Source organism: Lentibacillus kimchii (genome assembly GCF_042666895.1).
Lineage (GTDB): Bacteria > Bacillota > Bacilli > Bacillales > Amphibacillaceae > Lentibacillus > Lentibacillus kimchii.
Genome location: NZ_JBHTGR010000004.1, coordinates 1 through 23,508 on the forward strand (window position 1 = coordinate 1; position 23,508 = coordinate 23,508).

The 23,508-nt window shown below is 44.7% G+C and carries 22 protein-coding genes, 1 riboswitch and 1 other annotated feature; of the genes, 14 read left to right on the forward strand and 8 right to left on the reverse strand.

Features of this window, described 5'->3' with window-relative positions; translation table 11 throughout:
• Positions 1-397 precede the first annotated feature (397 nt).
• Positions 398-1,141: a hypothetical protein gene (locus tag ACFQU8_RS02145; RefSeq protein WP_382357519.1), complete on the forward strand. Its 744-nt coding sequence runs from the start codon at positions 398-400 to the stop codon at positions 1,139-1,141.
• A gap of 42 nt (positions 1,142-1,183) precedes the next feature.
• Here the strand turns inward: ACFQU8_RS02145 and leuS are convergent, their stop codons facing one another.
• Positions 1,184-3,598: a leucine--tRNA ligase gene (gene leuS, locus ACFQU8_RS02150; RefSeq protein ID WP_382357520.1), complete on the reverse strand. Its 2,415-nt coding sequence runs from the start codon at positions 3,596-3,598 to the stop codon at positions 1,184-1,186.
• A 69-nt stretch (positions 3,599-3,667) separates the two neighbouring features.
• Positions 3,668-3,885, reverse strand: a binding site (T-box leader).
• Positions 3,886-4,012: 127 nt separating this feature from the next.
• Here leuS and ACFQU8_RS02155 point away from each other — a divergent pair.
• Positions 4,013-4,582: a class I SAM-dependent methyltransferase gene (locus ACFQU8_RS02155; protein ID WP_382357521.1), complete on the forward strand. Its 570-nt coding sequence runs from the start codon at positions 4,013-4,015 to the stop codon at positions 4,580-4,582.
• Between the two features lie 47 nt (positions 4,583-4,629).
• On the opposite strand, the gene ACFQU8_RS02160 is transcribed toward ACFQU8_RS02155, so the two are convergent.
• Positions 4,630-5,718 (reverse strand): tetraprenyl-beta-curcumene synthase family protein, encoded by a 1,089-nt coding sequence (locus ACFQU8_RS02160; protein WP_382357522.1) that lies wholly within the window; start codon positions 5,716-5,718, stop codon positions 4,630-4,632.
• An 82-nt stretch (positions 5,719-5,800) separates the two neighbouring features.
• On the opposite strand from ACFQU8_RS02160, the gene ACFQU8_RS02165 reads away from it, so the two are divergent.
• Positions 5,801-6,328 carry a gamma carbonic anhydrase gene (locus ACFQU8_RS02165; RefSeq protein ID WP_382357523.1) on the forward strand — a complete coding sequence of 176 codons (528 nt, stop codon included), beginning with the start codon at positions 5,801-5,803 and terminating at the stop codon, positions 6,326-6,328.
• A gap of 75 nt (positions 6,329-6,403) precedes the next feature.
• Here the strand turns inward: ACFQU8_RS02165 and asnB are convergent, their stop codons facing one another.
• Entirely contained in the window at positions 6,404-8,320 is a 1,917-nt protein-coding gene (gene asnB / locus ACFQU8_RS02170) for an asparagine synthase (glutamine-hydrolyzing) (RefSeq protein WP_382357524.1), read from the reverse strand.
• Between the two features lie 137 nt (positions 8,321-8,457).
• Positions 8,458-9,369 carry an urea transporter gene (locus ACFQU8_RS02175; protein ID WP_382357525.1) on the reverse strand — a complete coding sequence of 304 codons (912 nt, stop codon included), beginning with the start codon at positions 9,367-9,369 and terminating at the stop codon, positions 8,458-8,460.
• Positions 9,370-9,503: 134 nt separating this feature from the next.
• On the opposite strand from ACFQU8_RS02175, the gene ACFQU8_RS02180 reads away from it, so the two are divergent.
• From ACFQU8_RS02180 to ACFQU8_RS02210, 7 genes are all read left to right on the forward strand, one after another.
• On the forward strand, positions 9,504-9,806 hold the full coding sequence (locus tag ACFQU8_RS02180; RefSeq protein ID WP_382357526.1) for an urease subunit gamma: 303 nt from the start codon (positions 9,504-9,506) through the stop codon (positions 9,804-9,806).
• Positions 9,807-9,829: 23 nt separating this feature from the next.
• A complete protein-coding gene (locus ACFQU8_RS02185; RefSeq protein WP_382357527.1) occupies positions 9,830-10,159 on the forward strand; it encodes an urease subunit beta in 330 nt (109 codons plus the stop codon).
• On the forward strand, positions 10,156-11,871 hold the full coding sequence (gene ureC / locus ACFQU8_RS02190; RefSeq protein ID WP_382357528.1) for an urease subunit alpha: 1,716 nt from the start codon (positions 10,156-10,158) through the stop codon (positions 11,869-11,871). Before ACFQU8_RS02185 ends, ureC begins: the two co-directional genes overlap by 4 nt.
• 10 nt (positions 11,872-11,881) lie before the next feature.
• Positions 11,882-12,337, forward strand: coding sequence for an urease accessory protein UreE (ureE, locus tag ACFQU8_RS02195; protein ID WP_382357638.1), 456 nt, complete (start codon positions 11,882-11,884; stop codon positions 12,335-12,337).
• Positions 12,330-13,016 carry an urease accessory protein UreF gene (locus tag ACFQU8_RS02200; protein ID WP_382357529.1) on the forward strand — a complete coding sequence of 229 codons (687 nt, stop codon included), beginning with the start codon at positions 12,330-12,332 and terminating at the stop codon, positions 13,014-13,016. Before ureE ends, ACFQU8_RS02200 begins: the two co-directional genes overlap by 8 nt.
• Positions 13,017-13,099: 83 nt before the next feature.
• A complete protein-coding gene (ureG, locus tag ACFQU8_RS02205; RefSeq protein WP_382357530.1) occupies positions 13,100-13,711 on the forward strand; it encodes an urease accessory protein UreG in 612 nt (203 codons plus the stop codon).
• Entirely contained in the window at positions 13,712-14,536 is an 825-nt protein-coding gene (locus tag ACFQU8_RS02210; protein WP_382357531.1) for an urease accessory protein UreD, read from the forward strand. It begins immediately after the preceding gene.
• A 141-nt stretch (positions 14,537-14,677) separates the two neighbouring features.
• Here the strand turns inward: ACFQU8_RS02210 and metK are convergent, their stop codons facing one another.
• Positions 14,678-15,877, reverse strand: coding sequence for a methionine adenosyltransferase (gene metK / locus ACFQU8_RS02215; protein ID WP_382357532.1), 1,200 nt, complete (start codon positions 15,875-15,877; stop codon positions 14,678-14,680).
• 119 nt (positions 15,878-15,996) lie between these two features.
• Positions 15,997-16,103, reverse strand: a riboswitch (SAM riboswitch).
• Positions 16,104-16,305: 202 nt separating this feature from the next.
• Between metK and pckA the strand changes: the two genes are divergently transcribed.
• The 4 genes from pckA to ACFQU8_RS02235 all read left to right on the forward strand — a co-directional run bounded on the left by pckA (position 16,306) and on the right by ACFQU8_RS02235 (position 20,921).
• The gene (pckA, locus tag ACFQU8_RS02220) at positions 16,306-17,895 is read left to right on the forward strand and encodes a phosphoenolpyruvate carboxykinase (ATP) (RefSeq protein WP_382357533.1); all 1,590 of its coding nucleotides are present in this window, start codon (positions 16,306-16,308) and stop codon (positions 17,893-17,895) included.
• 418 nt (positions 17,896-18,313) lie between these two features.
• Positions 18,314-19,303, forward strand: coding sequence for an ABC transporter substrate-binding protein (locus ACFQU8_RS02225; RefSeq protein ID WP_382357534.1), 990 nt, complete (start codon positions 18,314-18,316; stop codon positions 19,301-19,303).
• Positions 19,304-19,321: 18 nt separating this feature from the next.
• A complete protein-coding gene (locus tag ACFQU8_RS02230; protein ID WP_382357535.1) occupies positions 19,322-20,125 on the forward strand; it encodes an ABC transporter ATP-binding protein in 804 nt (267 codons plus the stop codon).
• Positions 20,115-20,921, forward strand: coding sequence for an ABC transporter permease (locus ACFQU8_RS02235; RefSeq protein WP_382357536.1), 807 nt, complete (start codon positions 20,115-20,117; stop codon positions 20,919-20,921). The genes ACFQU8_RS02230 and ACFQU8_RS02235 overlap by 11 nt, the downstream gene beginning before the upstream one ends.
• Positions 20,922-20,932: 11 nt before the next feature.
• Here the strand turns inward: ACFQU8_RS02235 and ytkD are convergent, their stop codons facing one another.
• The 3 genes from ytkD to ACFQU8_RS02250 form a co-directional block, all read right to left on the reverse strand.
• Positions 20,933-21,562, reverse strand: coding sequence for an RNA deprotection pyrophosphohydrolase (gene ytkD / locus ACFQU8_RS02240; RefSeq protein ID WP_382357537.1), 630 nt, complete (start codon positions 21,560-21,562; stop codon positions 20,933-20,935).
• 77 nt (positions 21,563-21,639) lie between these two features.
• A complete protein-coding gene (locus ACFQU8_RS02245; RefSeq protein ID WP_382357538.1) occupies positions 21,640-21,957 on the reverse strand; it encodes a hydrolase in 318 nt (105 codons plus the stop codon).
• 99 nt (positions 21,958-22,056) lie between these two features.
• Positions 22,057-23,499 carry an o-succinylbenzoate--CoA ligase gene (locus tag ACFQU8_RS02250; RefSeq protein ID WP_382357539.1) on the reverse strand — a complete coding sequence of 481 codons (1,443 nt, stop codon included), beginning with the start codon at positions 23,497-23,499 and terminating at the stop codon, positions 22,057-22,059.
• Positions 23,500-23,508: the final 9 nt, after the last annotated feature.

Consider the following 23,508-nt stretch of genomic DNA (forward strand, 5'->3'; position numbering starts at 1 on the left):
TAAATAAGAGAGATGCAAACGACTGACACCGATCAATCGTTTTATCTCAGCGTTCATAATGTCTCAAAAAGCTTCATCCAATCATATGAACACATATGACCGGGTGCCTCTTACCTGACATCTGTTTCAGGCTGGTTGTTTTGTTCAGTTTTCAAGGAGCAAATAATGTCGTTTCTTCAACAACAAAATCATTATATCATCACGATTAGTGGCTGTCAATCAGTCATTTATCTATGATTATTCGCTGTTTTTTGCTGTTCTTCGCTGTCTTTCAGCGACAAACACAATAGTACTACAGTTTAAAATGGAAGTCAATAATCGATTAAAATAAATATCTAAAAGTGCATATATAAACGCCAAATTTCACAAACTAAATCATATTAGAGGTGAAAATGGAATGACTTTAATTATCGCAGCATTACTGCTGACAGGTTTCTTAATGCCCTCACCAGCTACAGCAGAGGAAACTGAGCCACATTCCCAAGAGATTCATATATATCAAAAAGATGTTGCCGGCAATAATGCTCAAGAAACGGTCAAACTGCTCGGAACATCATTGGGATCAGACTCAAATTACAATACCATAATAAAGACCCATATCACAAATACTGAGGGCGATGACTGGGAAATTTCCTATGAAGGCGGCTATAAGCCTTACATTCAGTTTTACGATTTGAATCATAACAATGTTAATGATCTGTTTTATCAAAGTGAAACTGGTAACGGCGATTCACATCATTACCACTTGCATACGTTTGAAAATGGTCAGCTAACAGAAATGAAACTTCCTGAACAACAATCTATAAAAGCTGAATTTAGAGATGATTTTCAGATTGCAGTCCAGATTGATTACAAACAGGAGCCATCACTTATTAATGTAGCAGATAAAGCGTCAGCTTATATTCGAAAGGGTATTTATAAAGAGAATGGCGACGTGAAGTCTGATGCATCACCAATCATTGCTCCCATCGCCCGGTTTGAACCTGTTCAAGTGAGTGATTCTCAAGGCTATGGGCTAAAAAGCCGTCAGCAGATAAGCGGAACCGATCGATCCGATAAATTGGGAACGATCGAGACATTGTGGTATTACGAAAATGGCGAGTGGATCATTCTAGACACTGACTGGAAACCATCTGACTAAACAAAAAGGATCCCATTCGCGGAAGAATGAGATCCTTTTTGTTTAATTTGCAACGATATTCACTAATTTGCCCGGAACCACAATCACCTTGCGCACTGTTTTTCCTTCAAGCTGTTCTTGAATACGTTCATTCGCCAAAGCCTGTTTCTCCAGTTCTTCTTGTGATATATCCTTAGCCACGTTCATTTTAGCCCTAACCTTACCCATAATCTGTATGACAATTTCAACCTCGTCCTCGACTAATTTAGCTGGATCATAGGCCGGCCAGTTCTCATACGTGATTGTTTCCGTATGACCAAGCAGTTCCCATAACTCTTCAGATACATGTGGCGCAACAGGCGAAAGCATTTTAACAAATCCTTCAATATAACCCTTTGGAACTTCATCTGCTTTATAGCTTTCATTAATGAACACCATCAACTGAGAAATGCCTGTATTGAAATGAAGCTGCTCAAAGTCTTCTGTTACTTTTTTGACGGTTTCATGGTACACCTTATCCAGTGGCGTGTCATGACTCACCGGCACAATGTTATCCGTTATGCCTCTGTCTTCTGTTACAATCAGGCGCCATACCCGGTCCAGAAAACGCCGTGCTCCGTCGAGACCATTCGTTGACCAGGCAACTGCAGCGTCGAGCGGTCCCATAAACATTTCATAAAGCCGGAGTGTATCGGCACCGTGTGTTGTGACAATATCATCAGGGTTAATAACATTTCCTTTGGATTTACTCATTTTTTCATGGTTTTCCCCATGAATCATACCCTGGTTGAACAATTTTTGAAATGGCTCTTTTGTTGGAACGACACCAATGTCATAAAGAAATTTATGCCAGAACCGAGCATATAATAAGTGAAGAACCGCATGCTCGGCACCACCAATATAAATGTCTACCGGCAACCATTGTTTAAGGGCTTCTGGATCCGCCAGCTGCTCTGGATTATTCGGGTCAATAAAACGCAGAAAATACCAGCAGCTGCCAGCCCATTGCGGCATGGTATTGGTTTCCCGGCGTCCCTTCATACCCGTTTCCGGATCAACAACATGAACCCAGTCACTATTAGCAAGCGGTGATTCACCATTACCAGGCGGTTTAATCTCGTCGAGCGCTGGCAGCTCCAGCGGCAGTTCGTCTTCCGGCACGGCGCTCATAGACCCGTCTTCCCAATGAATAATTGGTATAGGCTCACCCCAGTAACGCTGTCTGGAAAAAAGCCAGTCACGCAATCGATAAGTAACCGTTCCGTTCCCTTTTCCGTGCTCTTCCAGCCAGTTCGTCATTGTCGTGATGGCTTCATCCTGCATCAGACCATTGAGAAAATCGGAATTAATATGCTCCCCCTCACCGGCATACGCTTCTTTGGTCAAATCGCCACCGGACACAACTTCTTTTATAGGCAGGTTAAATGTTTGTGCAAATTCATAGTCACGCTCATCATGACCCGGAACAGCCATTATCGCTCCTTCACCATAGCTCATTAGCACATAATCAGCTATCCAGATCGGCATTTTTTCATGATTAACGGGGTTGATCGCATAAGCGCCAGTGAATGCGCCCGTTTTTTCTTTCGCAAGGTCTGTCCGTTCCAGATCCGATTTCGTTTCGATTTCTTTTAAATAGGCTTCGACTGCCTCCTTTTGAGCAGGCGTAACGATCTTTTCAACAAGCGGATGTTCTGGTGCAAACACAGCATAAGTTGCTCCAAACAAGGTGTCAGGCCTTGTAGTGAATACTGTGAATTGCTCTTCATAGCCGGCAATATCAAATATGACATCAGCACCTTCCGAACGGCCAATCCAATTGCGCTGCATGTCTTTAATGCTTTCCGGCCAGTCGAGTTCATCCAAATCTTCCAGAAGTCTGTCAGCATAATCAGTAATTCTGAGCATCCACTGTTTCATCGGTTTACGGACAACAGGGTGATCGCCCCGTTCGCTTTTACCGTCAATAACTTCCTCATTGGCCAGCACTGTTCCAAGTGCCGGGCACCAGTTAACCGGGACTTCAGCCATATAGGCCAGTCCATGGTCATAAAGCTTTTTAAATATCCATTGCGTCCATTTATAATACTGCGGATCAGTTGTATTAATTTCACGATCCCAGTCGTAGGAAAAACCAAGGTCCTTAATCTGCCGTTTAAAGGTAGCAATATTATGCTCAGTGAATTCAGCCGGGCTATTGCCTGTATCAATGGCATATTGTTCGGCAGGCAAGCCAAATGCATCCCAGCCCATTGGATGCAGGACGTCATATCCCTGCATACGTTTCATCCGGGAAAAAATGTCGGTTGCTGTATAGCCTTCCGGGTGTCCTACATGCAACCCTGCTCCGGACGGATAAGGAAACATATCAAGGGCATAGATTTTTTCTTTATCTGAATGTGCGGGCGTTTTAAATGTTTCATTTTCTTCCCAATAGTGCTGCCATTTCTTCTCAATTTCCTGATGGTTAAAACTCATATTCATTGCCTCCTGTTATTCATTTTTAAGGGCCAGAATGACTGTCTATACAAAAAACTTCTCATCCTCTAAAAGGACGAGAAGTTTATCTCCCGCGGTACCACCCCGATTAACGTGCTGCAACGTTCACTCGTTTCCTTAACGCGGGATCCACGGCAGAAACTAGGAACGCATCGTCATTTCTGCAACTGAAAGGTGAGTTCACAAAAGGTCGGGAACAGTTCACACCAGCCACTGTCTCGCTTCACCCGAGAGCATTCATTACTAGTCCTTATCATAGTCGTTCTCTCCTGTATATAGTGCAGTCTACCCAATAAGAGGGGGAGTTGTCAAGATCCGACAGCGTCCGTCCTTTCCAATCACCCCTTTTTCGTGCTAAACTATGAGCAGTTAACGTAAAGGAGCACGTGCACTATGCTAAAAGGAATCATTAACTACTCACATTATTTAATGCAGGAAGCTGTCAATCAGGGTGATACGATCATTGATGCTACGTGTGGAAACGGCCACGATACCGTTTTTCTCAGCAAGATTGCTGGTCAGGAAGGCCATGTATTTGGTTTCGATATTCAGGACCAGGCAATTGCTCACACAAATGAGCTTCTCGCGCAAAATGGGTCAACGAACACAACGCTTATTAAAGACAGTCACAGCAATTTGCTGCACCATATACCTGTGGACCGGCTAACCCGTTTGGGCGGAGCCATATTTAATCTCGGATTTCTCCCGGGAAGCGATAAATCAATCATTACCCAGAGTGAGACAACAATCCTGGCCATCGAAAGCATGCTTCTGCACCTGAAGCAGAACGGAATTATTGTACTCGTCGTTTATCATGGTCATGAAGGCGGCGATCAGGAACGCGAAGAGCTTATGCGCTACGTTCGCCAACTGAATCAGTATCACTATCAGGTTTTATTCTATGGTTTTGTTAATCAGAAAAATGATCCGCCTTTTATTCTGGCCATTACAAAACACGAATAAAGAAGCTGGGACAAAACGAAAACGATTTAGTCACGCAAACGTTCATTCTAGTTGTTCGTACGTTTGTCCCAGCCTCGTTGTTTGAAGCGGTAGAAAAATCGCGTATTCCAATGAAAAAAACGTGCCTTATAGCCGCTCATGCGCAGCAATGCATTAGTCATTTCCGGACCGCCTTCAAGCGTTCGCACCTTAGGGTCACCCAGATAAAGCCCGATAAGCCCGTGCCGCACCAGCTCATGAAATCGGCGATCGGGCAGTGATTGCACATGACAATCAGCCTGGGTGACAAAGTACATAAGCCGTTTTTTAAGCTCTGTTCTATCAGCATAAAAACGGCAAAAATTCAAATCCCCTTCTGCCTCATCTTCCTGCTGATCAATATAATAATCCAGTAAAATATGCAATCCCTGCATAAACGGAAAATAACTTGTAATAATGGCATCCGGCAATGAACGCGTTAGCCGCTCCCCCAAAGCATAAGACACAAGGCAAAAAACTCCAAGCGTTGAACCGGCTGCTGCCGCAAATTCATACCAATACAATGATGAATGATCAGTCTTTTCCTCGAACCAGTTCACAAGCCGCGGAACACGCTCCTCTTCTTTCACATGTTTATGGACTTGCAAGTCGCTGTAAAGCTGCTCCAATTGCTGAATGTGCTCGCTGATCTCAGTATAAGCTGTTATTCGTTGCATTGTTTGCTGACACGTGCGGACGAGATCGGCCAAATAGTCGCCATCCCGCTGATCTGTACGCAACGCATAATAAAACTGAAGTGGATTTTTCTGGCTCAGGGCATCGCTCATCGCTTCATGCAGCAGACGAAAATCATTCGGGTCAAGCGATATACTCCGGTCACATAAGTTGTCCAGGTAATCACTGATTGTCTGATAAGCTACAATAAATCGAACAGCTTCCCGCCACTTACTGCCGGCAAGCAGCGCATATACCGCACCCCCCAGACAGTGAAAACGCTTGGTTTCAATACTTGCAAGCGCCTGCTTGCGCAATTCAGCATTCGGAATCGCCTCAGCCCGCGTCTTCCAAAAAGCTAATTCCCTGTGAACAGCAGGAAAAATCCTGCGGTAGACGGTCGTCATTAACGTTAAAGAGGTCTTCGGTATACCGCTTGCCAACACCTATTCCTCCGATCATTCGATATAAGTCAGAAAAATTTGCTACACTGATTATACCATCATATTTTCAAGGGGGATTCAAATGATAGACCCGTTTAAACAAACGAAACCTGATATTCATCCATCCGTTTTCATAGCCCATGATGCCGACGTTATTGGAGATGTAACGATTCTGGAAGACGCCAGCATCTGGTTCAAAACGGTTATACGCGGTGATGTCGCTCCGACAAAAATCGGGCGTCGTGTTAACATTCAGGATTTGTCACTAATCCATCAAAGTCCTGATCTCCCGGTAACTGTTGAAGACGATGTCACAGTCGGACACCAAGTCACTTTGCACGCTTGCACCATTAGAAACAATGCTTTGATTGGCATGGGGTCCCTGATTATGGATAATGCCGAAGTCGGCGAATATGCTTTCATTGGTGCTGGGAGCCTTGTACCGCCAGGCAAAAAGATACCGCCCTATTCACTCGCACTGGGACGCCCGGCCAAAGTTGTGCGCACTTTGACTGATGAAGACTATGCAGAGATGGCGCGCATTCGTAAATCCTACGTTGAAAAGAGTCAATACTATAAACACCACACGAATTTAAGCCAGTCATTTTAATCTGCATGGCTGAACTGAACATTAATATGAAAGCAGACGGCCGCCCTTTTTTCGCAGTCGTCTGCTTTCATAACTCTAGCTGGACTCTGATCTGAGGAAAACTTTGCTGTCAGATCCGGTCTGAGTCAGTGTTTCTCTGTCAAACTGATTTTCCACAAAAATTTGATGCCACAGCATAAACATGAGAACTGTCCAGATTTTCCGGCTATAGTCGCCTTTATCCTGACAATGCGCCTCAAGCAAATTGAGAACATACGATTTATCCAATAAATGATCAGTCGAACTTTCCTGAATCAGCCGTTTGGCCCAATCATACAGCTCGTTCTTCAGCCAGTGCCGGATAGGCACAGGAAACCCGAGTTTTTTCCTGTCCAGTACATGATCCGGTATTAAACCGCGTGATACGTCACGCAAAATGCTTTTAGTTGTTCCATTGCCTGTTTTTAACTTGGGCGGCAGCTGACTTGCGACCCGGAACACCTCTTTATCCAAAAATGGCACACGAAGCTCAAGAGAATGAGCCGCCAGCATCCGGTCGGCATTTAATAGAATATCTCCTGTCAGCCACGTATGGATATCAATATACTGCATTTGATTAATAAACGGATACGCGCTCACCTGATCATATAATGGGCCGGTGACTTCCCGGTAGGACAAGTCTTTCCGGAACGATTTCAGAAACGCTTGCTTCTCGTCCTCCTCAAACATTTTAGCATTGCCGATGTAACGATCCCGGAGCGGTGTGGTGCCCCGTTCAAGAAAACTCTTGCCGCGCACACCCTCTGGCATGACGGCAGCAACGCGCTTCAGCAGTTTTTTAACTGTGAACGGGATGTAGGAAAATAACTTCAAAGACTCCGGCTCGCGGTAAATATTGTAACCGCCAAACAGCTCATCTGCTCCCTCACCTGACAAAGCCACATCGACATGCTTCCTGGCTTCGCGTGCCGCAAAATATAAAGGCACACAGGCCGGATCAGCAAGCGGATCGTCCATATACCACATAATCTTCGGAAGTGCCTTTACATATTCCTCTGGGGTAATACGATAAGCTATATTATCTACCCCTAGTTTAGCCGCTGTTTCTTTAGCCACATCAATTTCAGAATAGCCTTCCCGGTCAAAGCCGACTGAAAATGTTTTAATATCCGGTTTGAACTCTTTGGCAATAGCTGCCATAATCGTCGAATCAATGCCGCCGGAGAGAAACGCTCCAATTGGAGCATCACTGTTCATACGCACTTTAACAGAATCATACAGACTATCGCGAATTCGTCTGATCCAATTCTGTTTATCTGCCAGAACTGGTGTAAATGATGCCTGCCAGTAACGATGCTGCGTCATTTTTTCACCCGGTTTTTTTATAAAGTAATGCCCGGGCGCCACTTTTTTAATATGGTCTGTCATTGTCATTGGTTCAGGTACAAACTGGAAACTTAAGTAATGCTGCAGCGCCTCCGTATCAATGGCTTCATGTTCCGCCATAAACGAAATGCATTTCTTTTCTGATGCGAAAACGGCTTCTTCATCTGTTTCTCTGTAAAATAGTGGTTTAATGCCAAATGGATCACGTGCCCCGTACAAGATCGCCTGTTCCTTATCCCAAATCAAAACGGCAAACGTCCCGCGTAAAAGCGCAAAAGCCTGTTCCTGATATTTTTTAAACAATACCGCCAGCATCTCTGCGTCAGACTCAGTGGCAATCGTATCATCTTCTGTTGTGACATTCTGCCGCAATTCCTCAGTATTATAAATGTCGCCATAAAAAACAAACCACATGGCCTCATCTTCATAGGTTAGCGGCCGGAGTTCACTCTCATAGCCACTGTTTGTGCTCCGCTTAAATCCTAATGACGCATACTTATCGTAATAATAGCCTTCGTCATCCGAATAATGGTGAATCAGCCATTGAATTTGCTCTTTAAAAACCGCTTTTTGTTCTTCATCCGGGATTTCCGGATAATTGCGTATCACGCCAGTAAAACCGCCCATTTTTGCTTCACTTCCTATCTCGATGTCTTAATGCATACTTCGTGGTACATGTCTCTTATTATACCAAAAAGCAGACCGGACATATAGTCTGATCGTGACATTTATTAACTGGAAGCATTTATCGGTGGCGGCTTTGTTCAGATCTTTACCAACACCTGTCTTGCAGCCAGCAGCGTCCATGTCGTTAGCACAAAGGGCAAGGTCAGTACAGGCAGGCCATATGGCAAAAGCAAGGAGTGCACAGCCGCCGTGACAGGCACACTCAGTATCACACCAATCAGTCCTGTCACAGGCGCAAAGTCTGTCTTAACATCAAATACGGCGGCGACCGCTATAATCGTTAAAACAGCATTATACCCGTAGATACCTGAATTTAATGACTCCATGTCAGCTCCCATGATGTAAGCTGTCAGAAAAGCTAAGACTGTACTTGCGACGGCATAAAGGCCAAACGTCCATCCTGCCCAGAAGATGCCTGCTAAAATGATAAAACCGGTCCAGAAAAAGTCCTGCAAAAAAATTTGACCGACCCCCCTCACCATTCCTTCAAACCAGTGCAAATCCCCTGTTGGCGTGATTGTCCAGCTGGCTAGACTTTCGGGAGCTAAACCATTCGACAAATCCAGAATATGGAGCTGATAAGCTGCGATAACAAACAGCCAGGTCACCAAAATAAATGGGAATGTGATGGCCGGCATTTTAAATTGGCCAAGGATATGCATAACGCTGGCATTCAGCAAACCAGCAATGGCTGCGCCAATAATCGCAAACAGCCAGGTATAAGGACCATCCAGATAAATGAAAAGAGCCAGGCCTGTCAGCACCGAATTAAATCCAAACAAGCCGCTTTGCGCACTCTCGCTGTCGCCGCCAGCGATTCCAATTAACGTACCGATACATGAAGAAACAATTGCAAGAACACCAAGCGAGAGCGAAGTGGCCATTAAACCTGCGATAATGAAGATTCCTGTAATTGAATTTTCAATTAATACAACCTGGGAAACGCCCTTTAAGATCATGTTAATCAATTGGACTGGTTTGATCGTCATTCAGATACCTCCTTGAGCGTTATAGTGTCCCCCTAAAAAGAAGATTATTTATCTATGCATAGTTTTTATATGGCAATACATGCTAGGTATAGGACAAACCGTTCTTAAGATTGGTTATTAATGGAGGGATAACGTTGCATTTACTGCCCAGAGAGCAGGAAAAACTCATGATTGTTGTTGCGGCAGATGTGGCTAAGCGGCGGAAACAGCGCGGTCTGAAGCTGAATCATCCTGAAGCCGTTGCACTTATTACAAATGAATTAATAGAAGGTGCGCGGGATGGTAAATCAGTATCCGAATTAATGGAGGACGGAACCAAGATATTATCCGAAGATGATGTCATGGAAGGTGTGCCGCATCTTATCAGCGATGTGCAGGTAGAAACGACTTTTCCAGACGGGGTCAAGCTTGTCACCGTGCACAACCCGATTAATTAAGCAAAGGAAGGTGGTCCTGCCATATGAAACCGGGCGAATATATTCTCAAAGATGAAGATGAAGACATTATTTGCAACAAAGGAAAAGAAACCAAAAAAATAAAGACCGTCAATACAGGTGATCGTCCAATCCAAGTGGGCTCGCATTTTCATTTTTATGAAGTGAACGAAGCACTGGCGTTTGATCGGGATGAATCATTTGGCTATCGCATGAATGTCCCAGCAGGTGCGCCCGTTCGGTTTGAACCAGGAGATGAGAAGGAAATCGAACTTGTAGAACTTGTCGGTGAACGACGCGTTTATGGCTTGAACGAAAAAACAGATGGCCCATTAGACAAGGAGGGTAGATCATGAGTTTAAACATGTCACGAAAACAGTATGCTGAAATGTATGGACCTACGACAGGTGATGCGATTCGCCTTGCAGACACGGATCTGCTCGTAGAAATTGAGGACGATCTGACTTCTTTCGGTGACGAAGTGGTATTTGGCGGCGGTAAAGTTGCCCGTGAAGGGATGGGAATGGATCCCTTAGAATCAAGAGATAATCCGGATGTCGCAGATCTCGTAATTACGAATGCTGTCATCGTTGACTATACCGGGATCTATAAAGCGGATATCGGCATTCGTGATGGTAATATTTCCGGAATTGGCAATGCCGGAAACCCGAAAATCATGGACAACATTGACATCATCATTGGCGCAGCAACAGAAGTTATGAGTGGTGAGGGCAAAATTTTGACAGCCGGCGGCATTGATTCCCACGTTCATCTGATTAATCCCGATCAAATCGAAACAGCCCTGACAGCAGGACTTACCACCCTTTTTGGAGGCGGAACCGGTCCAGCTGAAGGATCCAAAGCCACAACGGTTACGCCGGGGTCATGGCATATTCACCGCATGCTTGAGGCTGCCGAGGCGTTACCGATTAACATCGGGGTTTTGGGTAAGGGTCAAGCCAGTGATACCGGCCCGCTAGCTGAACAGGTCGAAGCAGGTGCTATTGGCTTAAAGGTACATGAGGACTGGGGCGCAACCTATTCGGCTATTGATCACTCACTGGAGGTTGCCGACAACTATGATGTTCAGATTGCCCTTCACACAGATACACTGAACGAAGGTGGTTTTGTGGAAAATACAGTAGATGCCTTTAAAGACCGCGTTATCCATACGTATCATACAGAAGGGGCTGGCGGCGGCCACGCACCAGACATTATTAAAACAGCCAGCTATGCCAACGTCCTCCCTTCATCAACAAACCCGACGCTTCCCTATACCGTTAACACGGTTGATGAGCACATGGATATGTTAATGGTTTGTCATAATTTAAGTCCAGATATTCCAGAGGATGTGGCATTTGCAGATTCCCGAATTCGTGAAGAAACAATTGCTGCCGAAGATATTCTCCAGGACATGGGTATTTTTAGTATGACCAGTTCCGACGCCCAAGCAATGGGACGAATTGGTGAAGTGATTCTCCGGACATGGCAAGTGGCTCATAAAATGAAACAGCAGCGGGGCAAGATGAAGGAAGATCCTGAAGTCGGCGACAATCAACGTGTGAAACGTTTTGTTTCCAAATACACCATTAACCCAGCTATAACACATGGGGTATCAGATTATATTGGATCTGTTGAGGTCGGAAAAACAGCAGACCTCGCCCTCTGGGACAGCAAATTCTTTGGTATGAAACCGGATAAAGTTATTAAGAACGGTTTTGTCGTGCAAAGTGTCATGGGTGACTCCAACGCATCAATTCCAACACCGCAGCCAATTAAGTATCGTCCCATGTTCGCTTCTTATGGCAAGGCACTTAAACAAAGTTCATTCACGTTTGTATCACAAACGGCCTATGATAACGGCATTGCAGAACAATTAGGTCTGGAAAAGATAACCAAACCAGTTCATGGTATCCGTAATCTGTCTAAAAAAGATATGAAATGGAACTCCGAAACCCCTGAACTGACAGTTGACCCGCAGGAGTATACCGTACGTGTTGATGGCGAGAAAATTACCTGCGAAGCTGCTGATGAACTGCCGATGACGCAACAATATTTCTTGTTCTGAGGTGAATCAAATGGTCATTGAAGAGGTTGTTAACCATGTTAGAGATATCGATGAACAGGCGCTGAACAATTACCAGATTGAGAAAGTTTATTTGGAGAACAGTGATTTACTCAAGCGGATTCAGCGTGTAACGACAGATCACAATAAGGAAATTGGCATTAAATTAAAAGACGGCAAGAACTTACAGGTCGGCGATGTTTTATACCAGGATGACGCTAATCTAATAATGGTTGATGTATTACCAGAAGATCTTCTGGTAATATATCCCCGCAATTTGAATGAGATGGGTGATATTGCGCATCAGCTTGGCAACCGCCATTTGCCTGCACAGTTCCGAGACGGTACCATGGTAATCCAATACGATTATCTGGTTGAGGAATTGCTGCAAAATATAGGTATTCCCTTTTCCCGCGAAACAGAAAAAGTGGAGCAAGCATTCCGTCATGTGGGGCATAGTCATGGATAATTATGTACTTGACCTCATGCAGCTGTGTGATTCTAACTTTCCGACAGGTGCCTTTAACCATTCCTTTGGTCTGGAAACCTATATTCAAGGTGATCACATCAGTAATCAACATACATTTTCGTCCTGGATTAAAGCTTACTTACAAGAGCAGCTGGTTTACACAGATGGTCTGGCCTGCGCGCTCAGTTATGAAGCACTTAAGAACAAGCGTATGGAAGATATCTGGCAGTTGGACTCATTAATAACTGTTCAGAACCTTCCAGCTGAAACACGGGATGCGAACATGAAAATGGGCGAACGTCTCTTGAAAATGACAATTCCATTATACGAATTCCAAAGCCTTATAATCTACAGCCACAAGATCGAAACAAAGCAGGCATTTGGCCATCCGGCAATCGTATTTGCGATGATTGGCTACGGTTTGAATATTCCTAAACAATCCATTGTACTGGCCTATTTGTATTCAACTGTTGCTGGACTTGTCCAAAATGCTGTGCGCGGAATCCCCATCGGTCAAACAGCAGGACAGACACTATTGCATGACTTGCAGACAGATCTGGCGTCCGCTGTCAGGCAGATTGACAGATTATCAATCGATGATTTCGGCATAACGGCTCCGGGTCTGGAACTGTCGCAAATGAACCACGAACAGCTCAACATACGTATATTTATGTCCTGAAAAGCATTGGTCAGAAACTCTGCTCTAACGTCTTCGTTTTAAAGCGGGACTCCCCAAATTACTTAAAGAAAGAAGTGATAGCAATGGATCCTATTACAATCGGTGTTGGCGGTCCTGTTGGCGCGGGAAAAACCGCTCTGATTGAAAAAATGGTGGAACAATTGCGTGATGAATACAGCATGGCCGTTGTAACCAATGATATTTATACAAAAGAAGACCAGAAGATATTGCTTAATAAAAACGTCTTGCCGCAGGATCGCATCATTGGTGTTGAAACCGGCGGCTGCCCGCATACGGCTATACGAGAAGATACATCCATGAATGACACAGCTCTGAACGATTTAAAAGAAAAACATCCCGATACAGATTTATTCTTTGTTGAAAGCGGCGGCGATAATTTAGCTGCAACGTTCAGCCCTGAACTCGTCGACTTCTCAATTTACATTATTGACGTGGCACAAGGCGAAAAGATTCCGCGTAAAGGCGGTCAGGGCATGATTAAATCCGATTTGTTCATTATCAATAAAACAGATTTAGCACCATTTGTCGAAGCTGATCTTGATGTTATGGAAGCTGACGCCCAAACGTTTCGCGGCAATAAAGCGTTTGTATTCACAAACTTAAAAGATAACACCGGCGTGGACCAAGTGGTTGACTGGATCAAACAACATGCTTTATTAGTAGGGTTGAATTAAATGGCTGCATGGACGGGTGATTTGCAGCTGAGTATGAAAAATAAGCGAGGAACGTCTGTGCCTGAGACTATTTATTTTCAGGGTGCTTTTAAATTAATGCGCCCAAAATATTACGATGATTCTGGTCAGCCCTGTTATTTTATACTCAATCCTGGTGGCGGTTATGTCGACGGTGATCGCTACCGGATGTCATTTACATTGGAAAAAAATGCCGAGCTTCTTCTGACAACACAGGCTGCAACCAAAATATACAGAACACCAAATAAGCCAGTTACACAGGAAACGACCATTGTCTTAAACGAGGGAAGTCTTTTAGAATATATCCCTGATCCAATCATTGCTTACAATAAAGCGAATTATAAGCAGACCAATATCATCCATATGAAAACTGGATCCACGCTTATTTATTCGGACATCATTACGCCTGGCTGGTCGCCAGACGGGTCACTGTTCAGCTATGAAAATATCCAGGTCAAAAATACAGTATACCTGAATGATCAGCTTGCTGTCTTTGATCATTTAAAATTAAATCCCGCAACAGATCATATTCAGGACATCGGTATGATGGAGGGATTCTCGCATTTGGGCTCCATGCTGGTGGTAAATGAGGATTTGCAGCGCGAACATATAGAAGCGTTGACAGAACAATTCAGGTCTGACGCGGCTGACTGCAAGCTGGGCTTTTCAGAACTAATGGCGCCTGGTTTTTCCGTTCGGATCTTAGCAAACCAAACCCAGGTCATCGAGCGGATTCTCTCAGAGATTCACAGCTACATCCGGGAACACCTGTTTTCAAAGAAGCGCGTATTTTTGCGAAAGTATTAAGTTATTAACTTTGACGAGAAACACGTCAAGTATATGTACTGCTCCCCAAAAATTAAAGTCTAACTTTTGGGGTGCACCTCTGCCCTTATAATACGTTTTCTCTCTGCAGGAAGAAAGCTCATAATGATGTTTATTAGAGGGCTATTTTACCGTTAGTGCCTGAAGTTTTTCCACTTTATCCGTTTTTTCCCACGGAAATAGTCTATCCGTTCGCCCGAAGTGGCCATAGGCAGCTGTATCTTTAAAAATCGGCTGACGCAGATCAAGCATACGAACAATTCCTGCTGGACGAAGATCAAATACGTGGCGTATAGCATCTGCAAGCGACTCCTCAGCCATGATACCTGTGCCAAATGTATTAACTGCTATCGATACCGGCTCACTGACACCGATCGCATAAGCCAGTTGCACCTCGCATGTTTCAGCCAAACCTGCCGCAACTATATTTTTAGCAACGTACCTCGCTGCGTAAGCGGCAGACCGGTCAACCTTTGTGCAGTCTTTCCCGCTGAAAGCACCGCCGCCATGCCGGGCATATCCGCCATACGTATCAACAATAATTTTCCGGCCTGTCATCCCTGCATCACTGCGGGGACCGCCGATCACAAACCGGCCGGTTGGATTTATAATATAATTTGTTTCGTCATCAAGCCATTTTGCCGGCACAACCGGACGAATAACTGACTCAATCAAATCCTGTTTAATTTGATCTATCGAAATATCCTGATGATGCTGGGCAGAAATGACGATCGTGTCAATTCGCACTGGCGTCCCCTGTTCATCATATTCCACCGTCACCTGCGTTTTACCGTCAGGGCGCAAGTAATTCAGAACATTATGTTTACGCACATCGGCGAGACGTTTTGCGAGTTTATGAGCCAGCGATATCGGCAAAGGCATCAGTTCGTCTGTCTCATTACAGGCAAAACCAAACATCAGACCCTGATCGCCTGCTCCGATGGATTCAATTTCGTCATCGTTCATCTCGCCTTGACGCTCCTCAAGCGCCGCATCCACCCCGCCGGCAATATCGGGGGACTGTTCATCAATTGCTGTAAGCACAGCACATGTTTCCGCATCAAAGCCATATTTAGCCCTGGTATAACCAATATCTTTAATCGTTTGCCGAACGATTGCCTGGATATCGACATATGTCGTTGTCGTGATCTCACCTGATACCAGAATCAAGCCTGTTGTCACAGTCGTCTCACAAGCAACACGGGCATTTGGATCTTTTGTTAGAATTTCATCTAATATGGCATCGGAAATCTGATCAGATATTTTGTCCGGATGGCCTTCCGTAACGGACTCCGATGTAAATAAACGCCTTTTAACAGCCATGTGGCCGTGTCCTCCTTAAGTGTTTGCTGCGGAACTCTTTTCAGCATAAATTGCAATCAAGTGACGTCTTCACAACAAAAATCCTTTCCCGCACAATGAGGAAAGGATTAGGCCTTTCACTCTTATTGTTCAAGGTTTCAGCCTTGCACCAGATTAGCACCTCGTCACAGACGTGATGGTTGCCGGGCTTCATTGGGACTGTCCCTCCACCAGCTCCGAATAAGAGAATATCCGCTCGAAACTTTATCATAACGAAATAACCCTCGGCTGTCAACTTGTCCACTGTCGACTGGTATCACACATTTATAAAAAATTCATACGATTAACCATAAAATAGTATGGACTAATGTGTTTAATGTGTTATACTAATAAGCGAATTAATATAACAGAATCATTTGGCCGAACTTAAAAAAAGGCAGGTTTTGAAAATGAAAACAAAAGAAGACACCTTACTGATGCAAGATTTGCTTGCTCACGACAATATACAGAAGAACCTGGCTGTGCCGCAGTTAGCAGAAAAAATCCTGAACCGGGGTGAAGGTGTTCTGAGCGCGACCGGGGCTGTATGTGCAACAACTGGTGCGTATACCGGCCGTTCTCCTGAAGATAAATTTATCGTCCGTGATAATATGTCTGATGAACACGTTGATTGGGGTGAAATCAACCAACCGATTGATGAAACCGTCTTTGACAATTTGCTGCAAAAAGTAACAGCTCATCTGCATAATCGAGATGCTCTTTTTCAATTCAGAGGGTTTGCTGGGGCTGATCCTAACTACCGGCTGCCAATTGACGTTATAACAGAGTATGCCTGGCACAGTCTATTTGCCCGGCAGCTGTTCATACCTCCGACAAAGGGTGAATTAGAAACACATGAATCTGATTTCACTGTTATATCCGCCCCAACATTCAAAGCTGATCCGGATACCGACGGAACCAATTCCGAGACTTTCATTTTGATTTCCTTTGAGAAGCGGATTGTGTTGATCGGCGGAACAGAATATGCTGGTGAAATTAAAAAATCGATCTTTTCTGTCATGAACTATCTCTTGCCGCAGAACAATGTCTTATCCATGCACTGTTCGGCAAACGTTGGGCAGGAAGGCGATGTTGCCCTATTTTTCGGCCTGTCCGGAACGGGGAAAACCACGCTCTCGGCAGATCCTTACCGGCGCTTAATTGGTGATGATGAACATGGCTGGAGTCCGAACGGCATTTTCAATATTGAAGGCGGCTGCTATGCCAAATGTATTAACCTGTCAGCGCAAAAAGAACCGCAAATTTACAATGCCATTCGTTTTGGCTCCGTACTGGAGAATGTTGTACTCGACCCATCATCGCGTGAACCGGACTATGATGACACGTCACTGACCGAAAATACGCGTGCAGCCTACCCACTGGAGAATATCGACAGAATCGTCACACCCAGTGTTGCAGGTCATCCGAACACGATTATTTTCCTGACAGCAGATGCATCTGGAACGCTGCCGCCGATCAGCAAACTGACAAAAGAGCAGGCCATGTACCATTTTCTAAGCGGCTATACCAGCAAACTTGCAGGAACTGAGCGGGGAATCACTCAGCCGGAAGCAACCTTTTCCGCTTGTTTTGGCTCCCCATTTTTGCCGCTGGCACCATCCAGATATGCTGAGATGCTTGGAGACAAAATCGATCAATTTAATTCAAGTGTTTTTCTCATTAATACCGGCTGGACTGGTGGCTCATATGGGACCGGTAAGCGAATCAAGCTTTCCTATACAAGAGCTATGGTCCACGCTGCACTGGAAGGTGAACTGGCAACTATCGAAACCGTTACCGATGAGATTTTCGGACTGGACATTCCGCTTCATGTTCCAGGTGTGCCTGATGACGTTCTTGTTCCTAAGAATGCATGGGCTGATAAACAAGCATACGTTAACGAAGCACAAGCACTTGCCGTAAAGTTTCACGATAACTTCAGCAAATTCACAGAGGCAAGCGATGACATCCGTAAGGCTGGACCCGTCTACAAAGGGTAACTAAATTTCTATATCCTCATCCCAAAAGGATTTATATATGATAGCCATAGCCAGTATAAACTGGCAAGGGCTGGGACATAACGAAAGCGAACAACGCAAGCGTCGAACAATGCTCCGATTCAGCGGAGGCTCACCAGCCGCCCGCGGAAAGTGACGTCTTTTTCCGGAGCGGTTCAGTCACGCAAGTGGTTCGCACTGTTGTCCCAGCCCCTTTTTGATATTGCCACCCTTCTCCCCTGTGTCCTCTAAATTCATCAGCGACAATCTGGGCATTCACACATTTTCCTCACCCGAATAAAATGACGATATATCATAAAACGCTTGGCATGTGACTGTCTGTATCATCCGCTCTGACAGATGGCTTTACAGACAGCTGCGCGGACAGCCATAACGTTTACAGGAAAGGAGCCCTTCCGGTATGAAACGTTTAGGTATAACGCTTTTAGGCTTTCTTCTGCTCATTATCACAGCAGCCTGTGGCACTAACCAGGATAAAACAACCATTCAATTAGCTGAAGTAACGCGTTCCGTCTTCTACGCCCCTCAATATGTCGCCATTGAAAAAGGTTTTTTTGCAGATGAAGGCATCGATATTGAGCTAAAGACAGCTTGGGGTGGTGATAAAACCATGACAGCCCTGCTATCCGATGGAGCAGATGTGGCTCTTGTCGGATCAGAAACGTCGATTTACGTTCATGCACAGGATTCCAATGATCAAGCCGTTAACTTTGCTCAATTGACTCAAACAGATGGAACATTTCTGGTTGCTAAAGAGCCAAAACCGGATTTCACTTGGGATGATATCAAAGGAAGCACATTTCTGGGCCAGCGTGTAGGCGGTATGCCGCAAATGGTCGGTGAATACGTCTTGAAACAGCATGATTTAGACCCACAAACCGATTTAAATTTGTTGCAGAATATTGATTTCGGCAACATACCAGGTGCGTTCTCCTCTGGTGATGCGGAATACGTCCAATTATTTGAGCCAACAGCAAGCACCTTTGAAAAAGAAAACAAAGGCCATATTATCGCCTCATTCGGTGAAGAATCCGGTAATGTCCCCTATACCTCATTTATGACCAAGGAAACGTTCCTGGATGACAATGAGCAAACCGTTAAGCAATTTACGAGAGCCGTCTATAATGCACAGGAATGGGTACAGAATCATAGTGCTGAGGAAATAGCGGATGTCATTCAGCCCTACTTTGAAGATACAGAAAAGAAAATGATCGCCTCGTCCATCGAGCGTTACAAGGACCAGGACTCTTTCGCTTCCAATCCGAAACTTGATAAAGAAGGCTGGAGCAACTTAAAGGCTATTATGGATGAAGCCGGCGAACTTCCAGAAGATGCGCGGTATGAAGATCTTGTCAATACAACGATTGCTGAGGAAGTCATTGGCAAGTAGCAAATAAGGAGGAAAACCATGTCATTTCTCACCCTTGATCAGGTGTCACATCTTTATTTTTCTAAAAAAACCTATACAAAAGCACTTGATAATATCTCATTCTCAGTAAAAAAAGGTGAATTTATTGCCCTGCTCGGCCCCAGTGGCTGTGGCAAATCAACGATCCTGTCGATTATGGCCGGTATATTCAATCACACATCCGGCAGGGTTTACGTTAATAATCAACCATTGCAGCAGGCCCAGCCGAATATTGGCTATATGCTCCAGCAGGATTATTTATTCCCATGGAAACGCATTATTGAAAACATTTTACTGGGCCCTAAACTCCATCATGACCACTCAAGTGAAACACAGAACAGAGCCGCTGAACTTCTTGGGCAGGTTGGCTTATCCGGCATAGCTGGTGACTATCCTGAATCACTTTCAGGCGGTATGCGGCAAAGGGTGGCACTTGTGCGCACCTTGATTACCAATCCCGATATTCTGCTTTTGGATGAACCTTTTTCGGCCCTCGACTATCAAACCAAATTAAGATTAGAGGATTTAGTCTGGGATTTGCTGCAGCTGTATAACAAGACGTCTCTTCTGGTAACGCATGACATCGGAGAAGCCATAGCCATGAGTGACCGGATCATCGTGATGGACAGTAATCCAGGTACGATTGCCAAAACATTTGAAGTGCCGCTTGAACTGCGTAATGAAAGACCATTCATGGCCAGACGTCATTCAAAGTATCAGCTTCTTTTTGACAAAGTATGGGACGAATTAACCAAAAATGAAAATGGATCACAACAGGGGGTAGCATCCTCATATGACACATGAAACCGATAATCAGTTATTTCAAAACTATTTGCGAAACGTGAAACGGGAAAAACGATTTATTTCCGTCTGGCAGATTATTTTGCTGATTGCACTGTTCGGCTTTTGGGAGCTAGCCAGCCAAATGCGATGGATTGATCCGCTGATATTCAGTTCACCATCTGAAGTTTTCACCGTTCTGGTGGAAAAGTTCGCGGACGGGTCAATGTTCACGCATCTTAAAATCACCTTGTTTGAGACAGTTCTGGGCTTTTTAATCGGAACAATTTCCGGCATTATGATGGCTGCGATTTTATGGTCATCCGAACGATTTTCCAATATAATGGATCCTTATCTGGTCGTTATGAACGCCATGCCTAAAGTCGCTCTCGGACCCATTCTTATCGTCGCCATTGGACCCGGATACACAGCGATCATTATGATGGGTGCTATTATTTCTGTGGTCATCACCACGTTAGTCGTCTATTCCGCTTTCAAAGAGGTTGATCCAAACTACATCAAAGTTTTAACAAGCTTCAAAGCAACACGCGGGCAGATTTTCAGAGAGGCGGTTTTTCCAGCTGCTATTCCAACAATGGTTTCAGCTCTGAAAGTTAACGTTGGTTTAGCCTGGGTGGGCGTGGTTGTCGGCGAATTCCTTGTTTCCAGCGAGGGGTTGGGCTATTTAATTGTCTATGGATTCCAGGTCTTTAACTTTTCACTTGTGATGGCCAGTTTACTTCTTATTTCAGTAGCTGCGGCGATCATGTACAAAATCATCGAACGTATTGAAGTTGTTCTAATGAAACACACACATTAAAAAGAATCGGCTTATGGCCGATTCCGCAACCCTTTTCGTTTGATGAAAGCTATTGCATGTGTTAATACATCATCCTTCATAATAAAACTGTATCGTTTATCAGATTTCACATTACGGGGGAGGTGAGCCAGCACAAACGGACCTTCTGTCTCATAATAGGTCTCTTGCTCAGCCAGCTCCCCAATATCAGCAAAGTAAATGTTTTTAACAATGGTCTCCGTTTTCCCAGCAACAATGTATTGACCGATATAACGAATAGAAGCCACTGTGCCGCCGGTTTCCTCTTTCACTTCCCGGATTGCTGCATCCCGTGCCGCTTCATCTTTCTCAACCTTGCCTCCCGGAAATTCCAGGCCGCGTTCTTTATGCCGGGTCAACAGCCATTTATGGTGATAGTGACAAATAACCCATACATGTTTCGGGCTTTGAGAAAACGGGTGATCGGCAAACGACAAGGTTACCTCATTACGATAATAATCCTTGAATGTATGCTGCATAGTTTCAACTGCTTTCATTTTTGCTGATTTCCAATAGCATATGTATTGGTTTTCATGAGCACCGCTCGCACATCGTGTTTGAATATCATACAAATGGTTAAATTTGCCTGAATAACTGCTTTTAGCTTTTGGTAATTGTATCATAAATATGGGACCGGCGAAACCATCTGGATTCTTTTATTAAAAGAGGAATAAGGCGCATTGCTTATTCCCACTTTATATCACATGCGATAATCAGATAGAATACCCATGTTCTCAATATGCTGTTTTGTTTCGTTATCACCCAGATCATAAATCATTTGAAAAGCATCTGTTATACCGGCATCATAGTCATCATTAGGTTTATCATGGTGATAAGACTTGATGGGCACATGCGAACGATAAAACGCGTTCATGTCTGCTGTATTCATGCCGTCCAGCTGCTGTCGCAATTGATTTGCTTCATCCTCTGTAGCATAAATAACATAGGTGTCATTATTAGCATAGCGAACCTGCGAAATTTCCTGACTTCCCATATTAAAGTAAAATTTCTTTTTCACAAGTCACCACCTCCTGTTATTAAGATGTGTTAATACAGGGATGATTATAAGTAACTTGTGAATATAATCGTCTGTCTCATACCAGCAACAATCAGAATATCAACCACCGGAATTTAAATACCCTGCCAGCTGATACCGCTCCAGCTTGCCGGAAGCGTTTCGCGGCAATTCATGAAGAAACCTGATCGCCTGCGGAACTTTATAACCTGCGAGATGCTGGCGGAGGAAAGCTTCTATAGCCTCAGCTGTCACAGATGAATCACGAAGCACAACGAATGCAACGGGTACTTGACCCCATTTTTCGTCAGGCCTCCCGATCACACCCGCTTCTTGAATACCTGTCAATAAGGCCAGCACACTTTCAATTTCCGTTGGGTAAATATTCTCCCCTCCGGAAATGATCAGGTCTTTCCGGCGGTCCACAACATATAAAAAGCCGTCTTCATCCATATAGCCGAGATCACCTGTTGCCAGCCAGCCGTTTTGGATTGCCTTTTGGGAAGCCTGTTCACGATTAAAATAGCCTTTTGTCACCATTGGGCCTTTGACAAAAATCTCACCAACATTTTGCGGCGGAGCATCAATTTGCAGCTGGGCTGGAAACAATGGCTTTCCGGAAGACCCTAGCTTTTCCAGGGCATCAGCAGGGCTTAGCGTGACAATTTGTGAAGCCGTTTCCGTCATGCCATATGACTGAAATATAGGCATATGTTTGGTCTTTGCCGTTTCAAGCAATGCCTTAGGTGCTGGACCGCCGCCAAGCAGCATACACCGGAGTGTATCCGGATAACGGCTCTCACCCAGCAGTGTAAGCAAATCCCGTACCATATTGGTGACGACCGAAACAATCGTGATATTTTTTGTCATAATAGCATCATGAACATGCTGTTTATCATAGTGTTCCATTAAATAAACTGGGATGCCGTAAATAACGCTTCGCAACAGAATGGACAGTCCGCTGACATGAAAAAATGGCAGCACAGCCAGCCACTTATCTTGAGGCTGCAAACCCAGATTCAGCATCGAGCCAATCGCGCTCCACCAATGGTTGCCGTATGTATGAACAACCCCTTTTGGCGTCCCTGTTGTTCCGGATGTATAAATGATTGTGAATGCATCATCCAGATCCAGTTCATGCTGCAGGTCTGTCTGTTTCTCCGGAAGCTCCCAAATGGCTGCAAAAGTATAAGTCTCTGCGGTCAAACCGCTTTGACGCTCCTGCCCCAATATTAGACTGACACCAGCATCATGCAGCTGTTCGTTCAATTCACGATCAGTCAGCCGGGTATTTAAAAGAACGCCTACAGCCCCCAGATAAGTTAAGGCATGGATCGCTGCGACCATATCGAGTTGATTAGCGGAAAGTATCCCGACTTTTGTATGCTTTTGAATACCCAGGCTGCGTAATTTTCGGGCGAATGACTGACTTGTCTCCATCAAATCCTGAAACGTATACACAACGCCATCCGCAAGTTCAATAGCTGTCTGATCAGGCGCCAGTTCAGCCCGTTTCGACAGCCAGTGGGGAATCACTTCGGCCATAAGCCTTAC

Bases quoted from the DNA above. Each gene is read 5' to 3' on its own strand.
- ureE (WP_382357638.1), top strand. From the start codon at position 11,882: ATGGTCATTGAAGAGGTTGTTAACCATGTTAGAGATATCGATGAACAG.
- ACFQU8_RS02225 (WP_382357534.1), top strand. From the start codon at position 18,314: ATGAAACGTTTAGGTATAACGCTTTTAGGCTTTCTTCTGCTCATTATC.
- ACFQU8_RS02145 (WP_382357519.1), top strand. From the start codon at position 398: ATGACTTTAATTATCGCAGCATTACTGCTGACAGGTTTCTTAATGCCC.
- ACFQU8_RS02250 (WP_382357539.1), bottom strand. From the start codon at position 23,499: ATGGCCGAAGTGATTCCCCACTGGCTGTCGAAACGGGCTGAACTGGCG.
- ACFQU8_RS02210 (WP_382357531.1), top strand. From the start codon at position 13,712: ATGGCTGCATGGACGGGTGATTTGCAGCTGAGTATGAAAAATAAGCGA.
- ureG (WP_382357530.1), top strand. From the start codon at position 13,100: ATGGATCCTATTACAATCGGTGTTGGCGGTCCTGTTGGCGCGGGAAAA.
- ACFQU8_RS02175 (WP_382357525.1), bottom strand. From the start codon at position 9,369: ATGACGATCAAACCAGTCCAATTGATTAACATGATCTTAAAGGGCGTT.
- ACFQU8_RS02230 (WP_382357535.1), top strand. From the start codon at position 19,322: ATGTCATTTCTCACCCTTGATCAGGTGTCACATCTTTATTTTTCTAAA.
- ACFQU8_RS02235 (WP_382357536.1), top strand. From the start codon at position 20,115: ATGACACATGAAACCGATAATCAGTTATTTCAAAACTATTTGCGAAAC.
- ACFQU8_RS02165 (WP_382357523.1), top strand. From the start codon at position 5,801: ATGATAGACCCGTTTAAACAAACGAAACCTGATATTCATCCATCCGTT.
- metK (WP_382357532.1), bottom strand. From the start codon at position 15,877: ATGGCTGTTAAAAGGCGTTTATTTACATCGGAGTCCGTTACGGAAGGC.
- ureC (WP_382357528.1), top strand. From the start codon at position 10,156: ATGAGTTTAAACATGTCACGAAAACAGTATGCTGAAATGTATGGACCT.
- pckA (WP_382357533.1), top strand. From the start codon at position 16,306: ATGAAAACAAAAGAAGACACCTTACTGATGCAAGATTTGCTTGCTCAC.
- leuS (WP_382357520.1), bottom strand. From the start codon at position 3,598: ATGAGTTTTAACCATCAGGAAATTGAGAAGAAATGGCAGCACTATTGG.
- ACFQU8_RS02155 (WP_382357521.1), top strand. From the start codon at position 4,013: ATGCTAAAAGGAATCATTAACTACTCACATTATTTAATGCAGGAAGCT.
- ytkD (WP_382357537.1), bottom strand. From the start codon at position 21,562: ATGATACAATTACCAAAAGCTAAAAGCAGTTATTCAGGCAAATTTAAC.
- asnB (WP_382357524.1), bottom strand. From the start codon at position 8,320: ATGGGCGGTTTTACTGGCGTGATACGCAATTATCCGGAAATCCCGGAT.
- ACFQU8_RS02200 (WP_382357529.1), top strand. From the start codon at position 12,330: ATGGATAATTATGTACTTGACCTCATGCAGCTGTGTGATTCTAACTTT.
- ACFQU8_RS02185 (WP_382357527.1), top strand. From the start codon at position 9,830: ATGAAACCGGGCGAATATATTCTCAAAGATGAAGATGAAGACATTATT.